The organism is Nonomuraea fastidiosa (genome assembly GCF_042751225.1).
Classification (GTDB): Bacteria; Actinomycetota; Actinomycetes; order Streptosporangiales; family Streptosporangiaceae; genus Nonomuraea; species Nonomuraea fastidiosa.
Genome location: NZ_CP170570.1, coordinates 4835776 through 4860466 on the forward strand (window position 1 = coordinate 4835776; position 24691 = coordinate 4860466).

General features: G+C 72.1%; 22 protein-coding genes and 1 pseudogene. 11 read left to right on the forward strand and 12 right to left on the reverse strand.

Annotated features, from left to right (window positions below):
* Positions 1–116 precede the first annotated feature (116 nt).
* Positions 117–1055, forward strand: coding sequence for a serine hydrolase (locus tag ACFMQL_RS22565; protein WP_378786909.1), 939 nt, complete (start codon positions 117–119; stop codon positions 1053–1055).
* Positions 1056–1070: 15 nt separating this feature from the next.
* Here the strand turns inward: ACFMQL_RS22565 and ACFMQL_RS22570 are convergent, their stop codons facing one another.
* Positions 1071–1910 (reverse strand): MFS transporter, encoded by an 840-nt coding sequence (locus tag ACFMQL_RS22570; RefSeq protein ID WP_378786911.1) that lies wholly within the window; start codon positions 1908–1910, stop codon positions 1071–1073.
* A gap of 274 nt (positions 1911–2184) precedes the next feature.
* Between ACFMQL_RS22570 and ACFMQL_RS22575 the strand changes: the two genes are divergently transcribed.
* A complete protein-coding gene (locus ACFMQL_RS22575) occupies positions 2185–2553 on the forward strand; it encodes a hypothetical protein (RefSeq protein ID WP_378786913.1) in 369 nt (122 codons plus the stop codon).
* A gap of 264 nt (positions 2554–2817) precedes the next feature.
* Here the strand turns inward: ACFMQL_RS22575 and ACFMQL_RS22580 are convergent.
* Positions 2818–2907: pseudogene (locus tag ACFMQL_RS22580) on the reverse strand (BTAD domain-containing putative transcriptional regulator); the annotation flags it as partial.
* A complete protein-coding gene (locus ACFMQL_RS22585; protein ID WP_364070204.1) occupies positions 2865–3143 on the reverse strand; it encodes a BTAD domain-containing putative transcriptional regulator in 279 nt (92 codons plus the stop codon). The gene ACFMQL_RS22585 and the pseudogene ACFMQL_RS22580, both read right to left, overlap by 43 nt.
* Positions 3144–3181: 38 nt before the next feature.
* On the opposite strand from ACFMQL_RS22585, the gene ACFMQL_RS22590 reads away from it, so the two are divergent.
* The gene (locus tag ACFMQL_RS22590; protein WP_364070206.1) at positions 3182–3355 is read left to right on the forward strand and encodes a hypothetical protein; all 174 of its coding nucleotides are present in this window, start codon (positions 3182–3184) and stop codon (positions 3353–3355) included.
* On the opposite strand, the gene ACFMQL_RS22595 is transcribed toward ACFMQL_RS22590, so the two are convergent.
* From ACFMQL_RS22595 to ACFMQL_RS22615, 5 genes are read right to left on the reverse strand one after another with little or no spacing between them, the layout of a single operon-like run.
* The gene (locus tag ACFMQL_RS22595; protein ID WP_378786916.1) at positions 3328–4803 is read right to left on the reverse strand and encodes a cytochrome P450; all 1476 of its coding nucleotides are present in this window, start codon (positions 4801–4803) and stop codon (positions 3328–3330) included. The genes ACFMQL_RS22590 and ACFMQL_RS22595 overlap by 28 nt on opposite strands.
* 49 nt (positions 4804–4852) lie before the next feature.
* The gene (locus ACFMQL_RS22600) at positions 4853–5560 is read right to left on the reverse strand and encodes a DUF998 domain-containing protein (protein WP_378786918.1); all 708 of its coding nucleotides are present in this window, start codon (positions 5558–5560) and stop codon (positions 4853–4855) included.
* On the reverse strand, positions 5557–6768 hold the full coding sequence (locus tag ACFMQL_RS22605) for a glycosyltransferase (protein WP_378786920.1): 1212 nt from the start codon (positions 6766–6768) through the stop codon (positions 5557–5559). The genes ACFMQL_RS22600 and ACFMQL_RS22605 overlap by 4 nt, the downstream gene beginning before the upstream one ends.
* A 59-nt stretch (positions 6769–6827) precedes the next feature.
* A complete protein-coding gene (locus ACFMQL_RS22610; RefSeq protein WP_378786921.1) occupies positions 6828–7628 on the reverse strand; it encodes a DMT family transporter in 801 nt (266 codons plus the stop codon).
* A 37-nt stretch (positions 7629–7665) separates the two neighbouring features.
* A complete protein-coding gene (locus ACFMQL_RS22615; RefSeq protein WP_364070217.1) occupies positions 7666–8283 on the reverse strand; it encodes a DedA family protein in 618 nt (205 codons plus the stop codon).
* A gap of 393 nt (positions 8284–8676) precedes the next feature.
* Between ACFMQL_RS22615 and ACFMQL_RS22620 the strand changes: the two genes are divergently transcribed.
* Both ACFMQL_RS22620 and ACFMQL_RS22625 read left to right on the forward strand, forming a co-directional pair.
* Entirely contained in the window at positions 8677–9909 is a 1233-nt protein-coding gene (locus ACFMQL_RS22620) for a histidine kinase (RefSeq protein ID WP_364070220.1), read from the forward strand.
* Positions 9902–10885: a hypothetical protein gene (locus ACFMQL_RS22625; RefSeq protein WP_378786924.1), complete on the forward strand. Its 984-nt coding sequence runs from the start codon at positions 9902–9904 to the stop codon at positions 10883–10885. The genes ACFMQL_RS22620 and ACFMQL_RS22625 overlap by 8 nt, the downstream gene beginning before the upstream one ends.
* Here ACFMQL_RS22625 and ACFMQL_RS22630 read toward each other — a convergent pair.
* The gene (locus tag ACFMQL_RS22630) at positions 10793–11434 is read right to left on the reverse strand and encodes a VC0807 family protein (protein ID WP_364070224.1); all 642 of its coding nucleotides are present in this window, start codon (positions 11432–11434) and stop codon (positions 10793–10795) included. The two genes, ACFMQL_RS22625 and ACFMQL_RS22630, sit on opposite strands and share 93 nt — an antisense overlap.
* Positions 11435–11646: 212 nt before the next feature.
* Entirely contained in the window at positions 11647–12306 is a 660-nt protein-coding gene (gene leuE, locus ACFMQL_RS22635; RefSeq protein ID WP_364070227.1) for a leucine efflux protein LeuE, read from the reverse strand.
* Positions 12307–12666: 360 nt separating this feature from the next.
* On the opposite strand from leuE, the gene ACFMQL_RS22640 reads away from it, so the two are divergent.
* The 3 genes from ACFMQL_RS22640 (at position 12667) to ACFMQL_RS22650 (ending at position 17550) form a co-directional block, all read left to right on the forward strand.
* The gene (locus tag ACFMQL_RS22640; protein ID WP_378786926.1) at positions 12667–14241 is read left to right on the forward strand and encodes a chitinase; all 1575 of its coding nucleotides are present in this window, start codon (positions 12667–12669) and stop codon (positions 14239–14241) included.
* Entirely contained in the window at positions 14238–15677 is a 1440-nt protein-coding gene (locus ACFMQL_RS22645; protein WP_364070232.1) for a carbohydrate-binding protein, read from the forward strand. Before ACFMQL_RS22640 ends, ACFMQL_RS22645 begins: the two co-directional genes overlap by 4 nt.
* A 64-nt stretch (positions 15678–15741) precedes the next feature.
* On the forward strand, positions 15742–17550 hold the full coding sequence (locus tag ACFMQL_RS22650) for a chitinase (protein WP_378786927.1): 1809 nt from the start codon (positions 15742–15744) through the stop codon (positions 17548–17550).
* A 2-nt stretch (positions 17551–17552) separates the two neighbouring features.
* On the opposite strand, the gene ACFMQL_RS22655 is transcribed toward ACFMQL_RS22650, so the two are convergent.
* Positions 17553–19130 (reverse strand): molybdopterin-dependent oxidoreductase, encoded by a 1578-nt coding sequence (locus ACFMQL_RS22655; RefSeq protein ID WP_364070238.1) that lies wholly within the window; start codon positions 19128–19130, stop codon positions 17553–17555.
* A gap of 128 nt (positions 19131–19258) precedes the next feature.
* Here ACFMQL_RS22655 and ACFMQL_RS22660 point away from each other — a divergent pair, with 128 nt between their 5' ends.
* Positions 19259–20668 carry a hypothetical protein gene (locus ACFMQL_RS22660; RefSeq protein ID WP_378786930.1) on the forward strand — a complete coding sequence of 470 codons (1410 nt, stop codon included), beginning with the start codon at positions 19259–19261 and terminating at the stop codon, positions 20666–20668.
* Here the strand turns inward: ACFMQL_RS22660 and erm are convergent.
* Positions 20663–21439 carry an ErmE/ErmH/ErmO/ErmR family 23S rRNA (adenine(2058)-N(6))-methyltransferase gene (gene erm, locus ACFMQL_RS22665; protein WP_378790195.1) on the reverse strand — a complete coding sequence of 259 codons (777 nt, stop codon included), beginning with the start codon at positions 21437–21439 and terminating at the stop codon, positions 20663–20665. The genes ACFMQL_RS22660 and erm overlap by 6 nt on opposite strands.
* A 299-nt stretch (positions 21440–21738) precedes the next feature.
* Here erm and ACFMQL_RS22670 point away from each other — a divergent pair, with 299 nt between their 5' ends.
* Together ACFMQL_RS22670 and ACFMQL_RS22675 are read left to right on the forward strand one after the other, a co-directional pair.
* Positions 21739–22800 carry a MoxR family ATPase gene (locus tag ACFMQL_RS22670; protein WP_364070246.1) on the forward strand — a complete coding sequence of 354 codons (1062 nt, stop codon included), beginning with the start codon at positions 21739–21741 and terminating at the stop codon, positions 22798–22800.
* The gene (locus tag ACFMQL_RS22675) at positions 22797–24569 is read left to right on the forward strand and encodes a hypothetical protein (RefSeq protein WP_378786932.1); all 1773 of its coding nucleotides are present in this window, start codon (positions 22797–22799) and stop codon (positions 24567–24569) included. The genes ACFMQL_RS22670 and ACFMQL_RS22675 overlap by 4 nt, the downstream gene beginning before the upstream one ends.
* The last annotated feature ends 122 nt before the right edge of the window (positions 24570–24691 follow it).

Sequence of the window (24691 nt, forward strand, 5' to 3'; positions counted from 1 at the left end):
TGCCCGGGCAACGGCGTGCTGAAGGTCTGTCCAGGAAAGCCCTAGTGTGAGGGATGGGCCGGTGATGCCGGGCATGTTCACGTACGACCCCCGTCGAGCTATCGGGGGTTGGTGGCGTGCGTGCGAGATGGATGCTCCTCTGGCTGAGCCTGACGCTCGTGGCCGGCTGCGGCAGCGAGCCGGCGTCCGTGGCACCGCCTGAGGCCGGGCGGGCCGGGGCGGGCATCCTCGTACGCCCCCCGGCCAAAGCCGTCCGCTGCCTGCTCGCGATCCCCAACCCGCGCGGCGCGGCCCTGGCCCGCACCCGGCTCCAGCGCGATATCGCCCGCTACCTCGCGGGACGCCCCGGCCGCATCGTCTACGGCGCGCTCGACCTGGTCACCGGCGTACGGATCGGCCAGGGCGAGCACCAGAACGACATGATCACCGCGAGCGGCGCGAAGGTGGACATCCTCGTCGCGCTGCTGCACCGGCGGGACGCCGGGCTCAGCGAGGGTGAGCGCGACCTCGCGGAACGCATGATCAAGGAGAGCGACAACAAGGCCGCCGACGCGCTGTGGTCGCGCGTCGGCGGCGGCGGTGCGATGAGCTCCTTCTACCGGGACATCGGCCTGCGGGAGACCACACCCGGGCCGAGCGTCTACTGGGGCGGCACCAAGACCAGCCCCGCCGACCGCATCCGGCTGCTGCGCGTGCTGGTCAAGGGCGGCAAGGGGCTGACCAGGGCCGACCGGCGGACGGTGCTGGAGCTGATGGAGCAGGTTCAGCAGGACCAGGCGTGGGGCGTCAGCGCGGCGGCCAGGCCGGGCGACCGGGTGGCGCTCAAGAACGGCTGGACGCCCAGGCCGTTCATCCAGAACACCTGGGCGGTGACCAGCTATGGGCGGGTCGCGGGGCCGGGACGCGACCTGCTGCTGTCGGTGCAGACCGACCGGCAGCCGGGGGAGGGGACGGGCATCGAGACCATCGAGGGCGTGGCCAGGATGATCGGGACGCGGCTCGACGGCCTCGCGCCCACGACCACCCGGCCCTGCCCCACCAACCCCACCCCCTGAGCCGCGGCCGTCCGGTCAGGAGCGGGCCGCGGCCGGCATCTCCTCCGGGATGACCTTCGGCACGCCTCGCAGGCCCACCAGCGCGAGCAGCGCCACCGCGGCCAGCATGCCCGCCGTGACGTACGACGCCAGGTGCATGCCGTCGAGGAAGGCCGACTGCGCGGCGCGTACGAGGCCGGCCGCCTGGCCCGCGGGCAGTCCCTCGGCCACGGTGAGCGCGCTCGCCAGCGACTCGCGCGCGGCCTCGCCCCGCACCCCCGCAGGCAGCTCCAGATTGCTCCGGTACGCGCCCGTCAGCACTGTGCCCAGCACCGCGATGCCGAGCGCGCCGCCCAGCTCGAACGCCGTCTCCGACACCGCCGCCGCCGCGCCCGCGCGCTCTCGCGGGGCCGTGGCCAGCACGTTGTCGTTGTTGACGGTGAACGCGAACCCGATGCCGATCCCGCCGATCACCATCGCGGGCACCAGTGTCAGGTAGGTCAGTTCGGTGCCGAGCGTCGTGTAGTAGAGGAACGCGCCCGCGTTCATCGCCAGGCCGAGCGCGACCACGCCGTTCCTGCCCGGCAGCGGGATCAGCCGGGCGGCCAGCACGCCGCCGACCGCGCCGCTCAGCCCGCCGGGAAGCTGCGCCAGGCCCGCCGGCAGCGGCGACCAGCCCAGCACGAGCTGCAGGTACCAGGAGAACATCAGCATCATCGCCGACATCGCGAAGATCGCCAGCAGGTTCGTCAGGATCGAGGCGCTGAACGCCCGCCGGGCGAAGAGCCGCACGTCGATCACCGGGTCCGCCAGCCGCCGCTGCCGCAGCCAGAACCAGCCCAGCAGCACGACCCCGGCCGCCCCCGCCACCAGCACGTCCGTGTGCTCCAGGCTCGATCGCCAGCGGCAGACCGTCGAGCGCCCGGCAGATCCGTACGACGTCCGCCCGGTTGCCGTCGTCCACCGCGAACCCGGGACGGACGGCGGCCGCCCGGTCGGCGAACAGCCGCACCGCCGGGTAGCCGAGCGGGTCGTCCGCCTCCGGTGGCGGCAGCCGCAGCGGCGTCACCGGCAGCAGCGACTCGCCCGTGATGCCCAGCGCCTCCCTGCTGGTCGCGAGCACGCGCAGCCGGGGGCAGGCGGCCAGCAGGTGGTCGGCCAGCTCGGCCGTCTCCGCGATCAGGTGCTCGCAGTTGTCCAGGATCAGCAGCAGCTCCCTGCCGGCCAGCGCGGACACCAGCAGGTCCACGGGATCGACGTGGTGACGCTCGGGGACGTGCGTCGTGACGTCGCGGATGTCCAGGCCCGCCAGCACCGCCTGCGACACGCCGCCGGAGATGGGCGCGAGCGGGACGAAGCACACCTCGCCGGTCTGCCGCGCCGCCGCCTCGATCGCGAGCCGGGTCTTGCCCGCCCCGCCTGGGCCGACCAGCGTGAGCAGCCGGCCGTCCCGCAGGCTCTCCTCGACCTGGCGCAGCTCCTCGGTACGGCCGACGAAGCCGGTGATCTGGCCGCGTAACCCCGACCGCAGCGGCCCCGGCCGCCCGTTCCCCGGCGGTCTGCCGGCGGCCGACGGCTCCGAGCCGGCCGGAGGGACGGTGGAGTGGGCGAGCGCTGCGGCGACGGGCTCGGCGGCTGCGGGCGCGGGCTTGGCAGCCGGGCTTCCGGGCGGCGTGAAAGCGGGGCGGGTGGGGGAGGCGATCGGCGGGTGGGGTGGCGGGGCCAGTGCCGGGTCGGCCCGCAGGACGGCCAGGTGGGCGGCGGCCAGTTCTGGGCCGGGTGTGACGCCCAGCTCCTCGTCCAGCAGCTTTTGCGCGTCCTCGTAGACGGTCAGCGCCTCCGCCTGGCGGCCGCTGCCGTACAGGGCGCGCATGAGCTGGGCGGCGCGCCCCGCCACAGCTCCAGTGCCTCGCGCAGCAGCGCCGCGGCCCGCCCGGCGTCGCCGCCGGCCAGCGCCTGCCGGCCCTCGCGGGCCAGCCGCTCGAAGCGGCGGGCGTCCACGTCCTCGGGGCCGGCGACCAGCCGGTAGCCCGCCGGGTGGAACTCGACGCGGTCGCGGCCGAGCGCCCTGCGCAGCCGGGAGACCTGGGACTGCAGCGCGTTGGCCACACCTTCGGGGGATCGCCGCCGTACATGCCGGCCACCAGATGTCCGGCGCCGACGATGCGGCCCGCATCCAGGGCGAGCAGGGTGAGCAGGGCGCGTACTCGGGGCCCGCCCAGCTCCACCGGCTCGCCGTCGGCCCGCCACGCGGCGGTGGGGCCGAGGATCCGGAAGCGCATACCTTCGATTATCAGCGCAACGTGGCGGCGATCTCCTGATAAGTCGGGATGGGCGGAGCGGGCTCCCCCCGTACGCCGAGCGCCGTGCCCAGCGCCGCCCCCAGCGCGGCCCGGTAGAGCAGCGACCCGGTGCTCACCCTGGCCACTCCGGCCTCGGCGAGCCGGGCGAGCGGCGGGCCGTCGGGCTGGTAGAGCACGTTGACCGGCAGCGGCGTGGCGGCGACCACCTCGGCGATCGCGGCGGGGTCGCTCAGGCCGGGCACGAAGATCCCGTCGGCGTGGCCGTAGGCGCGTACCCGCTCCAGAGTGTCGCCGGTCTTCAGCCAGCACGTGTCCGTACGTGCGTTGACGAACACCCCGTGGCCCTTGGCGGCCTCGATGATGCGCTGGTGCAGCTCGATCGGGCGCAGCGTGCCGTCGGGGCGGCCGTCCTCCAGGTTGACGCCCGCGACGCCGATCGCGGCGAGCGTCGCCACCAGGTCGGACACCTCGCCGGGGTCGTCGCTGAACCCGCCCTCGATGTCCACGGTGACCATGACGCCGAGTCCGCTGATCGTCTTGGCCAGCCCGATCGTCTCGGCCTTGGTCGCGCCGGCCGCGTCCGGCTTGCCGTGCACGGCGGAGACGCCGAGGCTCGTCGTGCCGATCGCGGGGAAGCCATGGGCGGCGAGCAGTGCGGCCGAGCCGTAGTCCCAGGCGTTGGGCAGCAGGAAGGGGTCGCCGGGGCGGTGCAGGTCGCGGAAGTTCACGGCAGCAGTCCCTCCAGGACGCCCGCCGCCAGGGCGAGCGCGTGGGGGCCCCGGGCAGGGGCGCACGCCGTGGCCGAAGGTCAGGTGCGGGGAGTGCGCGCGGTGCGGGTCGAAGCGTTCCGGGTCGGGGAAGACATCAGGGTCGCGGTTGGCGGCCACCAGGTCGATCGTCACCTCGTCGCCCGTTTCCGTGTCGATCCTGCGGGTGACCGTGAGCGGCGGATCGTGCCGGAGCGTCTCGCGCAGCAGCGCGTCCGCGTCCGTACCAAGGGTGAGACGGCGCAGCGCGTGCTCGATGAGGGTCTCGGTGGCGGTGTGGGCCTGGAGGAGCAGGGTGATCTCGGGGATGCCGGTCGTGGCGAGCAGCTTCGCGACGGCGGCGTCGGCGGCCGGGCCTGACTCGCCCGACAGGTAGCCGGCCGCGGCGTCGGCCACGGGAGCGGTGTCCGCGACGCCGAGCGCGGCCCCGAGCACTTCCGTGGGCACTCCGCGCCAGTCACCGTTTCGCCGTTCGGTCAGCGCCCCGGCCCGCACCCGCAGCTCAGCGGGATCGATGCCGTCGAGCAGCGCGACCAGGGCGCGGCGGCGCTCGGCGTGCGTGGCGCCGGTGCTGAAGCGCGACACCCTGGCGCGCAGCCAGGCCAGGGTTGCCTCCGCGCCGTCCTGAGGGACGGGAGGCGGCACGTACCTGGGGTCGGCGAGCACGGCCTCGGCTGCGGCATGGCGTGTGATGAGCATGGAGCCACGCTAGGACGGCGTTCCTTCGACGCCGCCCGAAGTGTGGGCGTCATGCGGCCAGCCGCTCCTGCTCGCCCGGCCGCTCGGGGTGGTCAGAGCGCCGCTCCGCCGGGACCTGGCCCGTTCTCGCGTGGTCGTGCGCGGTCCTGACGGCCGGGCGGCCTGTGGCGGTCGCCACCGCCATGGTGACGAGCAGCCCCATCTCGGCCAGCACCACGGCGCGCTCCAGCAGCCCGTAGTAGGCCGCGCCCCCGATGAGCGGCGAGGTGAACGAGGCCGGGTGGGCGGCCAGGTAGACCGCGAGCGACACCCCGGAGACCACGGCCATCGAGCGCACGGCGTTCCAGCGGGGCGCGCCGCCGCGTCCCCTGGCCAGCGCCCAGCCGGCGACGGGCAGCGAGGTGAAGACGATCGCCGCCGACCAGCGGTGGATCTCGCCGGACACCGTGCCCACCTGCGAGGTCCCCGGGTCGGTCGGGAAGATCGCGCTCATCATCAGCCCGGCGGCGCCGGCCACCAGCAGCACCCTGGTCGCCGCGGTCCGCGCGGGATCGGCGGCGGCCAGCCCGTACGCGAGACTCAGGCACGCTCCCGCGAGTGCCAGCATCCCGATGAGCACGGGCACCAGGCCGCCGGGGACCAGCGCGTAGTCGCTCAGCAGCACCTGCCAGGGCAGCGTCACCTCCGCGTAGACCAGCGCGCCCGCCGACACCACGGTGAGGAGCACGGTGCTCCACAGGGTCCGGCTTCGCGTCATCGCGCCACCTCGTCGTAGATGCGCTCGAACCTGGCCAGCGAGGCCTGGTCGTCGTGGGTGAGCGCCATCTCCCTGCTGGCCTTGCCCATCTTGGCGCGCAGCTCGTCGTCGGTGAGGATCGTGGTCAGGTGGCGGGCCAGCGCGACGACGTCGCCGGGCTGGTAGAGGTAGCCGTTGGCGTCGACCAGGTGCGGCAGCGCCATCGCGTCGGCGGCCACCACGGGCAGCCCCGAGGCCATGGCCTCCAGCGTCGCGATGCTCTGCAGCTCGGCGATGCCCGGCATGCCGAACACGTCGGCGGCGGCGAACACCTGCGGCATCGACTCGTCCGGCACGAACCCGAGGAAGAACACCCGGTCGCCGACGCCGATGCGCCCCGCCAGCCGCTGCAGTTCGGCGCGCTGGTTGCCCTTGCCGACCAGCGCGAGCTGGGCGTCGGTCTCATTGAGCACCATCGGCAGCGCGCGGACCAGCTCCTCCAGGTGCTTCTCCTCGTCGAGGCGGCCGACGAACAGCACGGTCGGCCGGTCCGGCAGGTCGAAGTTCTTGCGGGCCCACGACTTCGGCTCGGGGCGCGGGTGGAACCTGGTCAGGTCGATGCCGCAGGAGACCGCCTCGACCTCGCGGCGGAAGCCCTGGTCGGCGAGGAGCTTGGCGGCCAGCGGGGTGGGCGTGGTGATGTGGTCGGCCCGGTTGAAGACGCGGCTGAAGTCGCGCCAGGCGAGCCGGCCCGCCTGCTTGCGCAGCCGCGCCGGGATGTGCGCGAACTGGAAGAGGTTGTCGGGCATGAAGTGGTTGGTGGCGACGATCGGCACCCCGGCGCGGCGGGCGGCGGCGATGGCGGCCCTGCCGACCACGAAGTGGCCCTGGGTGTGCAGCACGTCGGGGTTGATGTCGGCGATCAGCCGGTCGAGCCGGGTCGGCACGGTGACCCGCATCGTCGGGTGGACCAGCAGCGGCGCCGAGCGCAATCGGTGCACGACCACGCCGTCCTCGACGTTCGCGGTGGCCGGGCCGGTCTCCGACTGGCACACCACGTGCACCTCGTTGCCGCGCGCGGCCAGGCCGGTGGCCAGGCGGTGCGTGAAGTACGCGGCGCCGTTCACATCCGGCGGGTAGGTGTCGGTCGAGATCAGCACGCGGCGGGGCCGCTCGGGGGCGGGGCGGAGCGACGGGGCCTGGGGGGTGCTGTGCAGAGGCATGGCCATGAGAGGTGACTCCATCTTCATTACGGACTCAGGGTCGGCCGGGATTTCGGTCAGAGACATCAGCGGGTTTCCAGTGGGCTCGTTCTGGCCAGGGCCACGGTGCCCACGGCCGTCAGCAGCGCCGCCACGACGGGCAGGACCCCGGTCGGCAGCGGCTCGCCCAGCAGCAGCGCGCCGAACGCGACCGCCGTCAGCGGGTCGGTGATCTGCAGGGCGGCGAAGGAGACGCCGAAGTGCCCGACGGCGTAGGCACGTTGCAGCATCATGAGCGCGAGCAGGGCGGGGACGGGCAGTGCCAGCAGGTACCACCAGTTCCAGCCGCCGTCCACCAGCACGCGCATGAGCGTGGCGGTGGCGCCGTACAGGACGCCGGAACTGGTGGCGAGCAGCGCCGCGCGGCAGGCCGGCGAGACGACCTGCGAGGCCGCCCACAGCAGCACCGCGGCCACGCCGGCCACGCCGAGCAGGGTCAGCACGCCGCTCGGGCTGAGATACGTGGGCCCGTCGGACTCCGGCACCAGCAGCACCAGGCCGACCAGCCCGGCCGCCACCACGACCGCGGCCGCCAGCTCCTTACGTGAGGGCCTGCGGTTGTGCAGCGCGGCGGCGAGCGGAAGCGCGAACAGCAGGCTGGCCACGCCCATCGGCTGGACGACGGTGAGCGGGCCGAGCCCGAGCGCGACGATGTGCAGGCCACCACCCGCGAGGATGGACGCGCCGCCGAGCAGCCAGCGCGGCCTCCGCAGCAGGACGAGCAGCCCCGGCTTGGCGGTGCCGACCGCCTCGAACTGCTGCAGGGCGGCTCCGAGCGCGAAGAACAGCGAACCGACCAGGGCGATCACCGCGGCCAGCACAGTCATTGCGCACTCCTTTCGAACGGATGGTCACCTGGCAGGGTCAAAGGGACGTGTCCACCGGAAGGCGTTCCGGGGAAGCCTGGGTGGCGCGCCGCTTCCTGACCCAGCGCACGACCTCCACCACGACCGTGATGGACACCGCGATGCCCAGGCCCAGCAGCAGCCCCTTGATCGGGTCCTTCTCGAACGCCATGCCGCCGAAGTAGCCGATCAGGCCGGAGTACAGGCCCCACGAGCCCGCCGCGATCGCGTCGAAGAAGCTGAACGAGCGCAGCGGATGCCGTACGGCGCCCATGGTCAGCGTGGTCGCGGTGCGGCCGCCCGGGATGTACCTGGCCACGACCAGGACGAGCCCGCCGCGTTCCGCCAGCGCGTTCCGCGCCCAGACCATCGCCTTCTTCTCCCGCAGCCTGCCCGCCGACTTGTTGCCGATCAGGTACGAGATGTGGTCACCCGCGAACGCGCCCAGTGCCGCGACCACGATGACCAGGACCAGCTCGGTCTGGCCCGAGGCCGCGAACACCGCCGCGGTGATGACGGCCGTTTCGGCCGGCACGACCGGGAAGAACCCGTCGAGCACCGACAGGGCGAACAGCGCGACATACAGCCACGGCGACGACATCACTTGTTCAAGGAAGTCGAGGATGGCGTGCGACATGGGCGCGTACTCCGATCGTTGGGGGCACCACACAGACTGTCCGTGCGGGATGTCCCGGGGTATCGGGGATGCCCCGGGTCGAACGCGGCCCTGTCCCCGATTCGGGTCAGGGCCGCCACCCCTGGAAGGTAGGGACTCCGCAGGTCACGCACATCGGTCGATCGGCACGGTCCGTCCCCTACTTTCGTCGGGGTCGGGCCGGTGAACCTCTCCCGATGACACCATCGATCCAAGCCTTTCGCGGCGGCGAAATCAGGAGTGGAGGTAGGCGATTTCCAGGTAGGGCTAGCCCTACCGTCACGGTGGGCGGCACCCCACCCTGACTTTCGTCAGGTGCCGTACTCGACCTCCGTCGGTCCCCGCCGCGGCCACCGGGAGATAACGTCGGCAGGTGTGAGGTATCTGCGTCAGCTCCGCCGCGAGAGCCCCCGCCAGGTGGTCTATGACCTGCTGCTCTGGGCGGGGCTGTGCGTGATCATCGCCGCGATGGGAGCCGACCCCTTCCTCGATCCCGCGCGGTTCGCCATGGTGACCCTGCCGCGCTGGGGCCTTGCCACGGTGGCCGTGCTGGTGGGCCGCCGCTGGCCGCTGGCCGCGCTGATCCTGCTGCTGCCGCTCGGGCCGTGGCGGTTCGCCGAGGGGTTCGCGACGGTGGACCTGACGTGGCTGCTGCCCCGGCGCGACGTCAAGATCCTGCCGCTGCTGCCGACCACGCCGTTCGTCATGTGGTACGCCTACCTGACCGGCCGGCGGCTGGCCCGCACGACGCCGGCGCTGGCGGCCTTCTGCCTGATCACGCTCGTCGGCGTGGCCGTGGTGCTGTGGATGGGCGGCGACCTCGCCTGGTGGGTGTCGATGGTCACCGCGCTGCTCGGCACGTACGTGGTGCCGTACCTGCTGGGAGTGCTGCGCAGGAGGCTGCTGCATCAGGCGCGGCAGGCCAGGCTGTCGGTCGAGGCGCAGGCCAGGCTGCGGGAGCGGGCGCGCATCGCGCGCGACATGCACGACTCGCTCGGCCACGACCTCGCGCTGATCGCGGTCAGGGCGGCGGGGCTGGAGCTGGCGCACGGGCTGGCGCCCGCCCAGGTCAAGGCGGTCGGCGAGCTGCGCGAGGCGGCCTCCGAGGCCACCGAGCGGCTGCGGCAGATCATCGGGATTCTGCGTGACGACGCCGACGCCGCGCCGCTGACGCCCCTGGACAGGCCCGCGGAACCCGCGCCGGGGGAGTCGGTGCCCGAGCTGGTGCACAGGGCCGCGGTCTCCGGCATGGCGATCAGGCTCGACCTGGCGGGCGGCCCGATGCCCGCCCTGGCCGGTCCGGTGGTGCAGGAAGGTCTCACGAACGCGGCCAAGCACGCGCCGGGCGCCGAGGTCGTGGTGTCGGTCTCGCCGCACCGCGTACGCGTGCGCAACGGGCCGCCGCGCACGCGGCCCACGGCCCGCAGGGGCGGTCTGGGACTGGCGAGCCTGCGCGAGCGGGTCCGGCTGGCCGGCGGCACGCTGACCGCGCGCCCCCTCGACGGCGGCTTCGAGCTCGACGTGACCCTCCCCCATGAGAGGGAGGAGGATCCCTGCCGCTCGGGAGGAGCGCGGGAGCCCGTCGCGACACCCTCGGAGCATGACTGACGCACGACCCGGCATCGGCCGTGTCACCGCCGCGATCGTGGCGGTCGCCGCCATGCTGCCCTATCTCACGCTGAAGCTGTTCTGGCTGGCCGGACACTACGTCGGCGTCGGCGACCCCGCCCTGATGGGCGACCCGGCGATGATCGGGCTGAACGCGATGACGTTCGGCATGAACGCCGTCGGCCTGCTGCCGGCGCTGGCCTTCACCATGCGCTGGGGCATGCGCCTGCCGGCCTGGCTGGTGCTGCTGCCGCTGTGGGTCGGCTCCGGCCTGCTGTCGGTGGTGGTCGTCAGCGCGCCGGTCGTGCTGGCCGCATCCGGGCTGGAGGCGCTGAGCGGAGGTCCCATCGAGCCGTGGGTCTACGCGATGGTGTACGGCGGCTTCGTCGGCCAGGGCGTGGGCCTGCTGGCCGCGTTCGTGCTCTACGCCAGGGACCGCTGGCCTGCGGTCTTCACCACCCGGCTCTCGCTCGCCTTCCCCAGCCCTTCCGCGCCGCTGCAGCGGGTGATCGCCTGGGGCGCTTTTCCGGTGGCCGTGGCGCTCGGCGTGATCATGCTGGTGGGGGTGATCGGGGCGGATCCGTACCTCGCGGTGCAGGATCTGCTGCGCGGCGCGCTGGCGATCGCGGCGGCGTTCGCGCTGGTCGAGCTCGTGCGCAGGAGGGGTGACGGCCCGTTCTGGCGTCCGCTGGCGCTGCTCTGGCTGGGCTCGGCCGTGCTGTTCTCCTGGGGCCTGTACGCGATGGTGCTCAGCGCGGCGGGCGGGCCGGTCAGCGCGGGGGAGGGCGGCCTGGAGCGGTTCGTGGCGCTGTTCGGCATGCTGACCGGGCTGGTGATGGGGATGTGCGGGGCGTTCCTCCTGACCGAACGCTCGGCAGCGCGGTCAGGTGTGCACGACGTGGAGGCGCTGCAGCAGCCGCTTGAAGGCGATGACCGAGAACGCGATCGCCGTACCGCTGATCAGGGCCACCGCTGACGTGCGCAGCAGCATGAACCCGGCCAATGTGCCCGCGAGCGACTCGTAGACCGCGAGCGCGATGCTGAGCGTGGAGTTCATCAGCAGCACGAACGCCCACAGCAGGGTGATCCGGGCGAAGAACCGGCGTACCCGCTCGTGCTTGAGCACCGCCGACGGCAGGTGGATGTAGTCGAGCGTGAGCTTCTGCACGAGCGGCCGGTTGAGCCGCACCGAGGCGAGGAAGGCGAAGCTGATGCAAATCGTGCCCATCTCGGGCTGGATGAAGAACCACATCCAGGTACCGGTCCAGAACGCCACGGCCGCGCGTACGGTGATCGCGAACGCGGCGAGGTACATCGTCGCGGGCACCTTCACCCGCCTGATCAGCCGCCAGATCACACCCAGGTAGACCCACGCGACGGTCAGGGCGAGCGCCCACTTGAAACCGAGGACCACCATGGCCAGGTAGAACACGGCCAGCGGCGCCACGACCGCCTCGAGCAGCTTGGGAGCCGCCTGCCTGGCGAGCGCGGTGAGGCGTGGAAGAGTGACCTGATGATGGTTCAAGGCTGCTCCGCAGATAGGCCGACGATCAGCGTCTACCCGGGCTTCCAGGGACCAGGCTTTCCCGATGGACCGCTCGCTGTCACCAGAGCGTCATCGCCGCCGTCCCGGGAAACACGCCGGTGGCTTACCGTACCTGAGGGCCGGTGGTGTGACGGCCTCTTTGACCTGTTCGATCTGTCTCCACGAAACCGGCAGAGCCTTGACCGCGGCTTTCAGCCGAGTGACGCCGTGGCGAGCTTCGCGCCGAATCCCAGGAAGACCACGCCGACGCCCGAGGTCAGGCCCGCCCCGAGCCGCCTGCGGCGGCGGAACTGCGTGGCGAGGAACGTGCCGCCGAAGATCAGCGCGGTCAGGTAGAGGAAGCTGAAGAGCTGGATGACCGCGCCGAGGATGACGAACGTCAGCGCCGGGTTGGGGTAGCCGGGGTCGACGAACTGCACGAAGAACGAGACGAAGAACAGGATCGCCTTCGGGTTGAGCAGGCTGATCGTCAGCGCCTTGCGGAACGGGCGGGGCTCCGACCTGGACGGCGCCGCCGTCACGGGCTCCTCCGACACCTCGGGGGCGGCCCGCCACGACTTCCACGCGCCGCGGATCATCTGCAGGCCGATCCAGGCGAGGTAGAGGGCGCCCGCGTACTTGACGATGGTGAACAGCACCGGGTTGGAGCGCAGCAGCGAGGCCGCTCCGGCCGCGCTGAGGAACATCAGCACCGTGTCGCCTACGAAGACCCCGCACGCCGCCCGGTAGCCCTGCCGCACGCCGTGCGCGGCGGCGTGGGTGAGCACGAAGAGCGAGTTGGGCCCCGGCAACAGGATGATCAGGAAGGCGCCGATGGCGTAGGCCCAGAAATCGGTGATGCCGAAGAACATGCCGCTTGCTCCAGAGGACGAACCGATGACATCACACGATATCCGGAGATCGATGACTTTCCCGCTCCGGTCCCCCTCTGTACGGGCGGCTCCTCCGCCGTGCGGGGCATCTGTCCCGTGCGGCAAAGGTCGTGTTTGGGTCTTGTAAGCGCGGTGTGTCAAAGCTACTATCGCGGCAATCCTTAGGAAAGTTTCCTAAAAGTAATCCCGATCCGAACCAGTCCTGACAACCGCAGCAAGGTCTCGCGCAGACACCCCCGAAAGGCCCGCGCACACCTCCGCGGGCCGTGCCGTACGGCTTGCGTTCTCACCCCCCTGCGCAAGCCGTACGGCACGCGACACCCCCCGAAGGAAAGACCCGTGAGATTACGCGCGATCCTCCTGGCACTCGCCACCGCCGCCGCACTCACCCTCCACGCCTCGCCGGCCCAGGCCGCCTCCGCCACCGCGACGTTCGTCAAGGTGTCCGACTGGGGCTCCGGCTTCGAAGGCAAGGTGACCGTCACCAACGGCACCACCACCGCCCTGCCCACCTGGAACGTGCAGTTCGACCTGCCGTCCGGCTACAGCATCCCGTCCGCCTGGGACGCCGTCATGGCCAGGAACGGGCAGCACTACACCTTCACCCCGCCGAGCTGGGCCGGCCCGCTCGCACCCGGGGCCAGCGTGAGCTTCGGCTTCAACGGCAGCCCCGGCGGCCTGCCCGGCGTCACCGGCTGCACGCTCAACGGCGCCCCCTGCGAAGGCGACGACACCCCGCAGCCCGGCGTCCCCGGCGCGCCGGGAACGGTCACCGCCACCGCCACCGACACCTCCATCACCCTGACCTGGGGCGCCTCCAGCGGCACCGTCACCGGCTACCGCGTCTACGAAGGCGGCACGGTCAAGGCCACGGTCACCGGCACCACGGCCACCATCGGCGGGCTCGCCGCCTGCCGGACGCACACCTACACCGTCAAGGCGTACAACGATCAAGGCGAGTCGGCGGGACGCGACGTCACCGCCACCACCACCGGCTGCACCGGAAGCCCGAACGACCTGCCCAAGCACTTCCTCACCGGCTACTGGCACAACTTCGTCAACCCGGCCGTCGAGCTCAGGCTCTCGGCCGTGCCCGACGAGTACGACCTGATCGCCGTCGCGTTCGGCGAGGCCACCGCGAGCCCCGGCGAGGTCACCTTCGCCGTGGACGGCGAGCTGGCCACGGCGCTCGGCGGCTACACCGACGCCCAGTTCAAGGCCGACGTCCAGGCCCTGAAACAGCGCGGCAAGAAGGTGATCCTCTCGGTCGGCGGCGAGGCCGGCCGGGTGCAGGTGGCCGACGCCGCCGCGGCGACCCGCTTCGCCGACTCGGTGTACGCGCTCATGCAGAGCTACGGCTTCGACGGCGTGGACATCGACCTGGAGAACGGCCTCAACGCCACCTACATGGCCCAGGCCCTCAGGTCGCTGCGCGCCAAGGCGGGCGACGGCCTCATCATCACCATGGCCCCGCAGACCATCGACATGCAGACGACCGGGATGGAGTACTTCAAGCTCGCCCTGTCGATCAAGGACATCCTCACCGTCGTCCACACGCAGTACTACAACTCCGGCAGCATGCTCGGCTGCGACCAGGCCCAGGCGTACGCGCAGGGCTCGGTGGACTTCATCACCGCCCTGGCCTGCATCCAGCTCGAGAACGGCCTGCGCCCCGACCAGGTGGCGCTGGGCCTGCCCGCCGGTCCCGGCGCGGCCGGCGGCGGCGTCGTCGCGCCCTCCGTCGTCAACCAGGCACTCGACTGCCTGGCCAAGCGCACCAGTTGCGGATCGTTCGTGCCGCCGCGCGCCTACCCGGACATCCGGGGCGCGATGACCTGGTCCATCAACTGGGACGCGAGCAACAACTGGTCGTTCTCCAAGACCGTCAAGCCTCACCTCCAGGGGATGCCATGAGAATTCGCAGCAGAGTCATCGCTTTAGCGACCGGCGTGGCACTCGCGCTGACCGGCGCGGGGCTCGCGGCTCCCGCACAGGCCACCGTTCAGCAGGTCAGGCAGCTCGCCGCCGAGTGGGCGCCGTACACCTCGTACGCGGTCGGCGCGGTCGTCACCTACCAGGGCGTCGACTACGTGTGCCTGCAGGCCCACACCTCGCTGCCCGGCTGGGAGCCGCCGAACGTGCCCGCACTGTGGCAGCGCGGCTCGGGCGGCGGCAACGACACCACGCCCCCGTCGGCGCCCGGCAACCTCCGTACGACCGGCGTCACCTCCAGCAGCGTCTCCCTGGCCTGGAACGCCTCCACCGACAACGTGGGCGTCACCGGCTACAACGTCTACCGCGGCGGCACCCTGGTCACCACCGTGACCGGCACGTCGTACACCGACACCGGCCGCGCCCCGAGCACCAGCTACACCTACACCGTCCGCGCCCGCGACGCCGCGGGCAACCTGTCCGGCGCCAGCAACTCCGTCACCGCGACCACCTCCGCGGGCGACGGCAACCCCGGGCCCAACCCGACGAAGATGGCCGGAGCCCCCTACCTCTACATGGGCTGGGGCAACCCGCCGAACCCCGGCACGGTGATGGACGCGACCGGCGTCAAGGGGTTCACGATGGCGTTCATCCTGTCCAGTGGCGGCTGCACCCCGGCGTGGGACGGCAACAGGCCGCTGACCGGCGGCCCCGACCAGCAGGCGATCAACACGATCAAGTCGAAGGGCGGCCAGGTCCAGATCTCCTTCGGCGGCTGGCAGGGCAACAAGCTCGGCCCCAACTGCTCGTCACCGCAGGCGTACGCGAACGCGGTGCAGCAGGTCATCAACGCCGTCGGCCCCGACGTCGTGGACTTCGACATCGAGAACACCGACGAGTTCGCCGACTACACCGTCCAGGACCGCATCCTGAACGCCCTCAAGATCGTCAAGCAGAACAACCCGAACATCAAGATCGTCGTCACCTTCGGCACCGAGCGGACCGGCCCGAACAACCACGGCGTCCGCCTCATCAACCAGGCCAAGGCGCTCAACGTGCCGATCGACAACTTCACGATCATGCCGTTCGACTTCGGCAGCTCCAACATCTACCAGGACACCGTCAACGCCGCCGAGGGCCTGAAGAACGTGCTCAAGAACGCCTACGGCTGGACCGACGCGCAGGCCTACGCCCACATGGGCATCTCCGGCATGAACGGCCTGTCCGACCAGCAGGAGCTGACCACCCCCGCCACCTGGACCCAGATCCGCGACTGGGCCAACTCCAAGGGCCTGACCAGGATGGCGTACTGGGCGGTCAACCGCGACCGCGGCTGCCCCGGCGGCGGCGTGGTCTCGAACTGCAGCGGCATCGCGCAGGCCGACTGGGAGTTCACCAGGATCACCGCCGGCTTCTGAGTCACCGACCGGCCCGCCCCTTCGCACAGGGGCGGGCCCCAGTGAGGCCACCCGTGAGGACAGCATGAGATCCCGAGCACCGGCGGTCCTCCTCGCCGCCGCACTCACCGCGTTCACAGCACGTCCCGCCGTCCCGGCACATGCCGCCAACATCGCCGTCAACCCCGGCTTCGAGTCCGGCCTGACCGGCTGGACCTGCTCGCACGCCGAGACCGTCACCTCACCCGTGCACGGCGGCACCCAAGCCCTGCGCGCCACCCCGCAGGGCGACGACCTGGCCCGTTGCGAGCAGACCATCACCGTCCAGCCGGACACCGCCTACCGGCTCTCGGCCTGGGTGCATGGCTCGTACGTCTTCCTCGGCGCCACCGGCGACGGCGTCGACGCCAGCACCTGGGCCTCGCCCGGCGCGGCCTGGACGCAGCTCACCACCTCCTTCACCACCGGCCCCGCCACCACATCGGTGACCGTGCACCTCAACGGCTGGTACGGCCAGGGCCCCTACCTCGCCGACGACGTCGAGCTCGACGGCCCCGGCGGCGGCGACCCCCAGGAGGACACCCAGCCGCCCACCGTCCCGGGGAACGTCACCGTCGGCCGCGCCACCGCGAGCAGCCTCGACGTGAGCTGGTCCGCCTCGTCCGACGACACCGGCGTGGCCAGGTACGAGGTGTCCAGGGACGGCGACGCCCCCACCGCCGTCACCGGCACCAGGTTCACCGCGACCGGCCTGGCCCCGCGGACCTCGTACGCCTTCCGCGTGCGCGCCTGCGACGCCGCGGGCAACTGCTCCCCATACTCCGGCCCGGTCACCGGCACCACGACCGACGCCGGCGGAGGCGGGAGCGAACTGCCCGAGCGGGTCATGGTCGGCTACCTGCACGCCTCGTTCGCCAACGGCTCCGGCTACATCCGCATGAGCGACGTACCCGACGAGTGGGACGTCATCCAGCTCGCCTTCGGCGAGCCCACCTCCGTCACCTCGGGCGACATCCGCTTCAACCGCTGCCCCGCCTCCGAATGCCCGGGCGTCGAACCGGAGCCGGAGTTCATCGCCGCCATCAAGGCCAAGCAGGCCCAGGGCAAGAAGGTGCTGCTCTCGATCGGCGGCCAGAACGGCCAGGTCCAGCTCACCACCACGGCCGCCCGCGACGCGTTCGTCGGCTCCGTCTCCGCCATCATCGACACGTACGGGCTCGACGGCCTCGACATCGACTTCGAAGGCCACTCCCTCTACCTGAACCCGGGCGACACCGACCTCGGCCACCCGACCACCCCGGTCATCGTCAACCTCATCTCCGCGCTCAAGACCCTCAAGAGCCGCTACGGCGACGACTTCATGCTCACCATGGCGCCGGAGACGTTCTTCGTCCAGCTCGGCCACCAGTTCTACGGCCCGGGACCGAACGGCACGGCCGACAACAGGAGCGGGGCCTACCTGCCCGTCATCCACGCCCTGCGCGACGACCTCACCCTGCTCCACGTGCAGGACTACAACTCAGGACCGATCATGGGCCTCGACGGCCAGTACCACACGATGGGCGGGCACGACTTCCACATCGCCATGACGGACATGCTGCTGGCCGGCTTCCCCATCGCGGGCGACCCCGCCAACGTGTTCCCGCCGCTGCGCCAGGACCAGGTGGCCATCGGCCTGCCCGCCTCACCGAACGCGGGCAACGGGTTCACCACCGTCTCCGAGGTGCACAAGGCCTTCGACTGCCTGGCCAAAGGCAGCGGCTGCGGGTCGTACCGGCCGCGCGGCGTCTACCCGGACCTGCGCGGGCTCATGGCCTGGTCGATCAACTGGGACGCCTTCAACGGAAAGGAGTTCTCCCGCGAGCACCGCGCCTACCTCGACGCACTCACCTGACCTCAGGTGACCCTGACGAGCTGCGTCGGCTTGAGCGGGATGCCGAGGCCGGGCGGCCGGTAGGTGGGCAGCGCCTCGCCGTACTCGTGCATCCAGGCGTGGTCCACCATCAGCCGCATCCGGCCCGGCCGCGGCCGCTCGCCCGGCTCCGTCCTCGCCGGGCGGCCGGCCAGCCTGGTCACGGCTTCGGCCAGCAGCTCAGGGTCCGGCGGCGTCAGATCGCAGTGGTCGTCGGGCCCGATCAGCAGGTCCACGTCCGGCGGCAGCGGGTAGATCGGCCGCGGCAGCGCCAGCACCAGCGGCGGCGGCGCCATCGGCCATCCGCACTCCACCGCCTCCAGCAGCACCGACCGCGACGTCCTGCGCGCGAACAGTCCCTCGGCCAGCGCCCAGCTCAGCGCCCCGACATCGGCGCGGTCCTCGCCGCACGCGTGCAGGCACAGGTACGGCACCAGCGGGATGCCCGCGCCGCCCGCCTGCGCCCACCCGCCGCCGCATCCGGTCAGCACCAGCAGCGCCAGCATCGCCCGGTACGCGGTGTCCGCATGCGGCGTCTCCAGCCGGCCCGGCACGATCACGCACCGGCCGCCGGTCTTCTCCGCCGTCACCCCCAGCTCCCGCGCCGTCTTCAACGCCCGCGACGCCGCCACCCCCGTGTACGCCTCCTGCCACGCCGGCGTGTACGGCTCCGCCCGGTCCTCGTACCCGCCCGGCCACACACCCGGCAGCCCGGGACGCGGCACCCCGTACACCGCGAGCAGCAGGTCGAACACCGTCGTCACCGGCTCGCCACCGTCACGCAGCACCGGCACGCCGCGCCGCAGCACCCCCGTGCCGTCGTCGAAGCGCGGCAGCAGCACCTCGGCCGCCTGCCCGCCGTACACGGTCAGCCGGTCGCACACCTCGCCCGTCAGCCCGCCCGGCACGTACGCGCCCTCCCGCTCCCGCAGCCGCACCAGCGACGGCAGGTCCGTACGCTCCATCGCGTGCCCGGCGAACGGCGAGCGGTCCAGGTAGAACTCCTTGAGCAGCACATGCCCCATGGCCATCGCCAGCGCGCCGTCCGTGCCCGGCCGCACCACCAGCGTCTCGTCCGACAGCCGGGTCGGGTGCGTGCCGATCGCCACCACCTTCTGCCCCTTGTACCGCCCGGCGATCACCCACGGCGTGTCCGCCGTACGCGCCATCCGGTTGTTCTCGCCCCACAGCAGCACGTACGCCTGCCGCGCCCAGTCGTCGGCGCCGGGACCGGCGAACCAGGGCCCCAGCACCTGCTCGGGCGCGCACGGATGCTCGGTCAGCACCGCGCCCCCCATCGCGCCCACCAGCCGCGACAGCGGCGAGGTCGCAAGGGCCGCCACCCGCTCGGCCCCGTGCCTGGCCGCCGTGTCCACGATCGCGGCGGCGGCCATCTCCGCCGCCGTGGCGTCGTCCAGCGGCACCCGCCGCTCACCCCGGGCGCGGTGGTAGAGCTGAGAGTTTCCTGTGAGTTTCGCCCAGGCCGCGACCGGGTCGCGCACCCCGTCCCGTACCTCGAAATAGAGCCTGACCAGTGCCTGGTTGACCTGCGATCCCCCCATGGAAAAAGTTCAACACAGAGAGTGACGGCGTATGCGGATACGTGTCGGCATGTCGGGGATAAGAATCGGCAGCGCTCGCCCATGCCGAGTGGCAGCACGTCCCGGCATGCGGCAGGCTAGACCGCGCCATGGATTACGCAGCTCTCACGGGGATCGTCCTCGCCGCCGGTGTCATCCTCGCTCTCGTCGCGCAGTGGCGAGGCTGGCGCCCGCCGCTCTGGGTCTCGCTCACGGTCGGCATCGCCGTGCGCGTGCTCATCATGTACGTCGCGGCCATCGGCACATGGCAGCCGATCGACTTCGTCAACAGCTTCAAGCCCGCGGGCGAGGCCGTCCTGCGCGGCGAGGACCCGGTGCTGGCCAGCAACGGCGGCTGGCACTTCCTGCCGACCATCCCCTACGTCTACGGCATCCTGCTGTGGCTCGGCATCCCGTGGGAGTACGCCGGCCGCCTGGTCACCGTGGTCGCCGACATCGTGCTCATCCCGCTGGTCGGCAAGCTCGCCGGCGGCCCCAAGGCGTCGCTGCGCGCCTTCCAGTACGCGCTCAACCCGCTCGCCCTGCTCGTCGCCTCCGTGCACGGCCAGGTCGAGCCGGTCGCGCTGGTGTTCGGCGTGGCCGCGTTCGTGGTGGCGCGCGGCCCCGGCGACCCCGACAGGCCCGGCATGGTCACCGACGTCGTCGCCAGGGTGCGGCAGGGCATCAGCGCCTACGGCGTGCGCGGCTCCATCCCGCGCGTGATCGGCCGCGGCGGCATGCTGCACCGTGCGCTGATCCCCGGCCCCGACGACCGCGCCCACCTGCGCCGGGGTGCGCTGGCCGGCCTGCTCATGGGTCTCGCGCTGTGTGCCAAGAGCTGGCCCATCTGGCTGATCCCCGGCATGCTGCTGCTCCTGCCCAACCTGCGCGCCCGCGTCATGGGGCTGTTCACCACCGGGCTCGTGCCGGTCTTCTTCCTGGTGACGCTGCCGATCTTCGCCGGCACGTCGCTCAGCCAGATCCCGGCCGTCATCGACACCATCCGCGACATCCGGCCCATCGTCGGCGAATGGGGCTGGACGCCGTGGTTCACCGGCGGAAGCTGGGACCTGCGGCCCGAGCTGGCCTCGTTCGGCACCAACCTGATCTACGTCAGCGTCCTGGTCGTCATCCTGCTGTGGCGGCGGGCCGACCCGATCGACATGACCACGGCCATCCTGCTCATCTTCATGGTCATGACGCCCCGGCTCGGTGCCCAGTACCTGCTGTGGTTCATGCCGTTCCTGGTCGCCAGGCCCACCAGGTTCGCCTGGGCGGCCATCCTGACCACGTCGTTCTGGTCGGCCTACGGCTACCTCTACATGACCCAGTTCGATGCGCAGACCTGGTGGCTGCTGCACACGTACTGGTCGCGGGCCTCGATCGTGATGCTGCCGATCCTGCTGCTGGCGATGCCCTGGGGCCGCCGCGTCGCGAAGGTCCCAGGGCTCGCCCGCCCTCTTAAGGGCGGCACTAAGGTCGGCTCGCCGGCGTCTCCGGCGTCGCCGGCCGCCTCATAGGCACAGCCGCCGCCACAGCGTGACCCACTGGTCGGGGTGCACGTGGCCCACGACGGCGTCGCGGGCCACGCCGGCCGCCGCGAGCGCGGCGTCCACACCGGCGTAGTGCGGCTTCAGCGAGGCGCGCACCGAGCCGCCCACCCCGCCGAAACCCCGCTCCACCAGCTCCTGGTACGAGCGGCGGCCGGTGACCAGCGGCTGCGGCCTGCGCGCGATGCGCAGGATCGCCGAGTCCACCGACGGCACCGGGCGGAAGCTCTCCCTGCCGATCGTGTCGCCGAGCCGCCAGTCGAACCACGGCCACGACCGCACCGTGACCAGGCTCCAGCGGCCGTAGTCGCCGGTGCGCTTGCGCGCGTACTCCCGCTGGGTGAGCAGCGTCGCCGAGGTCAGTCCGGGCGCCCGCAGGCACCAGTCCACGATCCGCGACGTCGCCGAGTACGGGATGTTCCCCACGACCGCGAACGGCTCGCCCGGCGGCCGCGCCCGCGCGAAGTCGCCCCTCACCACCTGGATGCGCGCATCGTCGCGGGTCCGCGCCGCCAGCGCACCGGCCAGCCGCGGGTCCAGCTCGTAGCCGATCACCCGCGCGCCCGCAGCGGCCAGCGCGAACGTCAGCACCCCCGTCCCCGGGCCGGGCTCAAGCACCAGCCCCTCGGGCGCGGCGGCCTTGACCACCAGGTGCACGGCATGCCGGTCGACGAGGAAGTTCTGCGACAGCGTGCGCCGCGCCCGATCGACGGGCGTGCGACCGCCACCGGCGTTCCTGATCTTCTTCTGAGTGTGTGAATGATTCCCGTGCGCGAAGTTCTGCGCCACAGCACTGCCCTTTCCTGGGCCTCGAGATGAACAGGTCTCTCGAACGGCCCCGGGCGCGCCTGCGGACGCTCAGCCTCTCGTCGTCAGCTCATCGCATCCGCTAGCGGGCCAGAGGCCGGCTGTGGCGGATGCGGATGAACACCGGGCAGCAGCACATGCTCGACATGGCGGCCACTGTAGGAGGCGGCGCTCCGGGCGGGCAAAGCATTTATTGCGTCGCGCGCGACGATCAGATCGGACAATCTGGAGACATGCAGGCGACGATCACGGTCACCCCGGCACAGCTCCCCGAGCTGCTGCTGCACGTCGCCGTGGTCCGTCCCGTCTTCCTCTGGGGCGCGCCCGGCATCGGTAAGAGCTCCCTGGTACGCGAGTTCGCCGATTCGCTCGGCCTCGACTGTGTGACGCTGCTCGGCACCCAGCTCGCCCCCGAAGACCTCATCGGCGTGCCCGAGCTGGTCGGCGGGCGCAGCAGGTTCGCCCCGCCCGAGACGATCGCCAGGCCCGAGCCCTACTGCCTGTTCCTCGACGAGCTCAACGCCGCCTCTCCCGAGGTGCAGAAGGCGTTCTACTCGCTGATCCTCGACCGCCGCATCGGCACGTACGAGCTGCCCGCCGGCTCCGTCGTGATCGGCGCGGGCAATCGCGCCACCGACAACGCACTGGCCAGGCCCATGGCCTCCGCGCTGATCAACCGGCTGGTCCACGTCCACCTGCGGGCCTCCTCCGACGACTGGCTGAAGTGGGCCGCCGCCAACGGCATCCACCCGTGGATCATCGACTACCTCACCCAGCGGCCCGACCACCTGTGGAGCCCGCCGCCGAAGACCGAGGAGCCGTTCTCCTCGCCGCGCGCCTGGCACATGCTGTCCGACGTGCTGCTCTCGTACGGCGACGACATCTCCGACGAGACCCTCGGCGTGCTCGCCTTCGGCACCCTCAGCAACGCCCACGCCTCCGCCTTCCGCGCCTACGTCAAGACCGTGCGGCACGCCTACGACCTCGAAGCCGTGCTCAAGGGCGACGCGCCGTGGCCGCGCCGGCCGGAGGAACGCGACCTGCTGTACTTCCTCGCCGAGGCGTTCCGCGCCCGCCTGATCAAAGAGCTGCCCGCCGACAAGCGCGGCGCCTCGAGCCGGGGCCGCGACCTCGGCTTCCGCGCCAAGACGCTGCTGGTCGAGCTGGCCGAGATCTCCCTGGAGTGCGCCCAGCTCGTCATCGCCAACGACGCCGACGGCACGCCCGTGCTGCCCACCTGGTTCCTCGTCGAGGTCGGCAGGGACGTGCCCCGCCTGATGGCCGCCCGCTCATGAGCCGGCGCAAGGCCAAGGCCGACCCCTGGCGCGCCGAGGCGCTCAAGGGCTGGGAGACCGTCACCAGGCTGCCGCTGTTCCGCGTCTTCTCCAGCCGCCTGTACGAAGACGGCGACCTGGGCGCCGACACCTGGGCGTACGTCAACGCCCGCGGCCACGTGCACTTCCACGCCAAACGCCGCGCCCCCGCCGAGGAATGGGCGTGGGTGTTCGCCCACCTCCTGCTCCACCTCGGCTTCGGCCACGCCGACCCGCGCTCGTGCGCGCCGAAGGACATCGACGACGACCTGCCCGGCCCGGCGTACCACGCGGCCTGCTGCCTGGCCGTCGAGCGCTTCCTGCGCACCCTCAAGATCGGCCGCTGCCCCGCGCCGTTGCCCGCCGAGCTGCCACCGCACGACGAGGTGGCGCTGTCGGAGCTGTGGCGGCGCACCAGCGTGCCCGACGCCTACCGCCCCCTGGGCGCGCCCGACTTCCGCATCGGCACCGCCGAGCTGGCCGACCTCCTCGACTTCCAGCGCTCGTTCGCCATCGGCATCGCCGACGCCGCCACGGCCGCGCTGGATGCGGCGGGCGCGCCGCGCACCCCCGCGCAAGGCCACGTGAAAGGGCCGTGGGATGCGGCGCTGCGCTGGTTCGTGTCGTCGTACCCGCTGCTCGGCGCGCTGGCCGCGGGCATGACGATCGTCTCCGACGCCGACCTCGCCCGCGACCGGGACATCTCGATCGCCGCCGTCAGCGCCGAGGCGGGGGAGATCTACATCAACCCGCTCAGCAAGCAGACCGAGCAGGGCTGGCGCTTCGTGCTGGCACACGAGATGCTGCACGCCGCGCTCCGCCACGGCGAACGCGCCGGTATGCGCGACGCGTACCTGTGGAACGTCGCCTGCGACTACGTCATCAACGGCTGGCTGGTCGAGATGGGAGTCGGCGAGATGCCGGAAGGCCTGCTGTACGACCAGTCGCTCACCGGCATGTCCGCCGAGGCCGTCTACGACCGCATCGCCACCGACCTGCGCCGCCTCAGGAAGCTCGGCACGCTGCGCGGGCGCGGCCTCGGCGACGTGCTCGACCACCCGCCCCGCCGCCCCGCCGGCGGCTACGTCGATCTCGACGAGTACTACCGCAACGCCCTGACCACCGGCCTCGCCTACCACCAGTCCAGCGGCAGGGGCCTGCTGCCCGCCGGGCTCGAACAGGAGATCCGCGCCCTCGACCAGCCGCCGCTGCCGTGGGACGCCCGCCTCGCCCGCTGGTTCGACGAGCACTTCCAGCCCGAGGAGCGGCGCCGCACCCACGCCCGCGCCTCCCGCAGGCAGGCCGCCACCCCGCACATCCCGCGTCCCGGCCGGATCAGGCCAGAGGAGATCGTGCGCAAGACCACGTTCGGGGTGGTGCTCGACACCTCGGGCTCCATGGACGTCAAGCTGCTCGGCAAGGCACTCGGCGCCATCGCCTCCTACGCCGCGGCCCGCGACGTGCCCCGGGCTCGCGTGGTGTTCTGCGACGCGGCCGCCTACGACGCCGGCTACCTGCCCGTCGAGGAGATCGCCTCCAAGGTCAGGGTGCGCGGCCGGGGCGGCACCGTCCTGCAGCCCGGCGTCAGGCTGCTCGAACGCGCCGACGACTTCCCACCCGACGGGCCCATCCTGCTGATCACCGACGGGCAGTGCGACGTGCTGCGCATCCGGCGCGAGCACGCCTTCCTCATCCCGCAGGGCGCCTCACTGCCCTTCCGCCCGCGCGGGCCTGTCTTCCACCTCAAGTGACGCCGTGACAGACGACGGGCCGGCGCTTGACGGCCAGCACCTCCCAGCAGGGGACGGCGCGCAGGTGCGGCAGGCCGTCGCTCCACGCGGCCGATTGTCACAAGCGCACGGCCGGGCGGCCC